At 45.2% G+C, this 2,391-nt stretch carries 3 protein-coding genes and 1 pseudogene; 3 read left to right on the top strand and 1 reads right to left on the bottom strand.

All coding sequences use genetic code 11. The annotated features are described in order from the left end of the window. Nucleotides 1–142 precede the first annotated feature (142 nt). Complete coding sequence (locus AS26_RS14100) at nucleotides 143–532, bottom strand: winged helix-turn-helix transcriptional regulator (protein ID WP_306303056.1); 390 nt, start codon at nucleotides 530–532, stop codon at nucleotides 143–145. Between the two features lie 314 nt (nucleotides 533–846). Here AS26_RS14100 and hxlA point away from each other — a divergent pair, with 314 nt between their 5' ends. The 3 genes and pseudogenes from hxlA to AS26_RS14105 form a co-directional block, all read left to right on the top strand. After that, nucleotides 847–1,479 carry a 3-hexulose-6-phosphate synthase gene (hxlA, locus tag AS26_RS13430; protein ID WP_062310609.1) on the top strand — a complete coding sequence of 211 codons (633 nt, stop codon included), beginning with the start codon at nucleotides 847–849 and terminating at the stop codon, nucleotides 1,477–1,479. Beyond that, the gene (gene hxlB, locus AS26_RS13435; RefSeq protein WP_245629793.1) at nucleotides 1,476–2,042 is read left to right on the top strand and encodes a 6-phospho-3-hexuloisomerase; all 567 of its coding nucleotides are present in this window, start codon (nucleotides 1,476–1,478) and stop codon (nucleotides 2,040–2,042) included. The genes hxlA and hxlB overlap by 4 nt, the downstream gene beginning before the upstream one ends. 60 nt (nucleotides 2,043–2,102) lie before the next feature. Then, nucleotides 2,103–2,391, top strand: a pseudogene (locus AS26_RS14105) (DJ-1/PfpI family protein); the annotation flags it as partial.

Below are 2,391 nucleotides of genomic sequence, written 5' to 3' on the forward strand. Positions count from 1 at the left end.
CAGATTCACTGACGCTTTACAGGATTTAGAGAAAACAGTTTGACCTACCTTTCTGCAAACAAAACTTCCCCAAGCGACGAAAAAAACCGCGCCGTAGCGCGGTTCCGACGTTCCGATGAGATGTCTTACTGTAAAACTTGATCTATATTTCCCTTTGCATGTTCGCAGAAGGCGGTAGGTCAGAAATTGAGTCGGTATTTCCAATAGAAATATTCATGTGTTTAGCATAATCCATCCCCCATTCGTACATCAGTTTAAGAATCGGTATTAATTTTTCTCCATATTCGGTTAAAGTGTATTCGACTTTGGGTGGAACTTGCTTATATACCTTACGTTGGATGATTCCATCTTGCTCAAGCTCTCGAAGTTGTGCTGTTAACATCTTGGGAGTTACTTTAGGAAGGAGACGACGCAATTTACCGAAACGTTGTGGACTATCTAAAGCAATATACCACAAGATCAACATCTTCCATTTTCCTCCAATAACAGCAAGTGTAAGCTCCTTTTCACAATTGAATTCATACGTCTTCACGCACAAGCGCCTCCTTATATGAAATGGTTTAAAGCCGGCTTCGTGGCAATGCAAATGCACAGGCTTTAGTACTCATAAAGGTTCTTAGGGTTCGGTTGGTATATCTCCCTCTGTTTTTAATTCGAAATAGACACTTGGACTTTCACTCGTAGACGTCTACTGTCATTAGATGAATAGTTTCTTATCCGACACTATATTACAATAAAGTGAGTACTAGATCCAACGGATTGTTAGTAATAAAGTCAAAGGCGCGGGATGGAATCCCGATAGGAGAATTCCTAAACAAAAATAGATCCCTAGGAGTGTGAAGTCCGATGAAACTTCAACTAGCCCTTGATCTTGTCAGTATTCCTGAGGGGATTGCTCTTGTGCGAGAGGTTCAAGAATACATTGACATTGTCGAAATTGGGACACCGGTGATAATTGACGAGGGGCTACATGCGGTTCGTGCAATGAAAGCGGCATTCCCATCACTTAAAGTACTTGCCGATCTGAAAGTAATGGATGCAGGCGGATATGAAGTTATGCGTGCTGCAGAAGCAGGTGCTGATGTTGTAACAGTGCTCGGTGTGGCGGAGGATGCGACGATTCGAGGAGCAGTTCGAGAAGCTCACGACCGCGGACGAGAAATTTTGGTGGATATGATTGGGGTGAAGGATTTGGCCACGCGAGCCCAGCAGGTAGATGACATGGGCGTTGACTATATCTGTGTTCATACTGGATATGATTTGCAAGCAGAGGGCCGTAGACCATTCGATGATCTACGTCTTTTGAAGCAAGTGGTTCGGAAAGCTAAGATTGCAGTTGCTGGTGGCATTAAATTGGATAACATGAAGGAAATTCTTTCTGCGCGGCCGGATGTTGTAATCGTTGGTGGTGGGATCACGAATGCCGAAAACAAACTAGAAACGGCGCGCAGGATGAAGGAGCTCGTACAGCAGCCATGAGTGAGATGAAATCTTCTATACCAATCCAACGGATCTTGAGTGAACTAAATCAGAGTTTGGAGTCAGTTACAAATGATCAGCTTGAAAGCATGGTATCTCTTATCTTACAAGGTAACAAGATTTATGTAGCTGGTGTGGGACGATCCGGCCTCATGAGCAGGGCGTTCGCGATGCGTTTAATGCATTTGGGTCTCCGGTCATACGTGGTAGGAGATGTTACTACTCCGGCGTTCGAACCAGGTGACATATTGATCGTTGGATCGGGTTCGGGAGAGACTATGGGGTTGGTGACGATGGTTACCAAAGCCCGCGACATCCAGGGAACCATTGGGCTCATCACGACGAAACGAGATTCAACCTTGGCGAAGATGGCGGATATTACATTGGTGATCCAGGCAGGATCAAAGGAAATGGACAAAGCGGATAGATACTCCATACAACCTATGGGATCCCTTTTTGAGCAAGCGTTATTAATGGTCTATGATGCCATTGTGCTTTGTCTTATGGAGAAACTGCGCGTGGACACTGAGCAGATGTTCCTGCGACACGCAAATTTGGAGTAAGTGTTCCTTTGAGACTCAACAATCGTGATGAGTTGCTTCTAGGTTAAGGAGGCATGATGGATGTCCAAACGAGTATTGATTTTAGCAGGTGACGCAGTTGAATCTTTAGAGATTTATTATCCATATTATCGCCTGTTAGAAGAAGGCTTTGACAGTGTAATTGCTGCACCGACCAAGAAGACGTTGAACACCGTTGTACACGATTTCACCGGTTGGGACACGTACACCGAAAAACCAGGTATCTGATCCAGGCACACGCGGCGTTTGCAGACATCAAGCCGGAAGAGTTTGACGGGCTAATTCTTCCAGGAGGGCGAGCGCCCGAGTACATCCGATTGAATGAGCACGG

The sequence above is a fragment of the Alicyclobacillus sendaiensis NBRC 100866 genome, assembly GCF_001552675.1.
GTDB lineage: Bacteria > Bacillota > Bacilli > Alicyclobacillales > Alicyclobacillaceae > Alicyclobacillus > Alicyclobacillus sendaiensis.

Coding starts and splice junctions, on each gene's coding strand:
- hxlB (WP_245629793.1), top strand. CDS start 1,476: ATGAGTGAGATGAAATCTTCTATACCAATCCAACGGATCTTGAGTGAA.
- hxlA (WP_062310609.1), top strand. CDS start 847: ATGAAACTTCAACTAGCCCTTGATCTTGTCAGTATTCCTGAGGGGATT.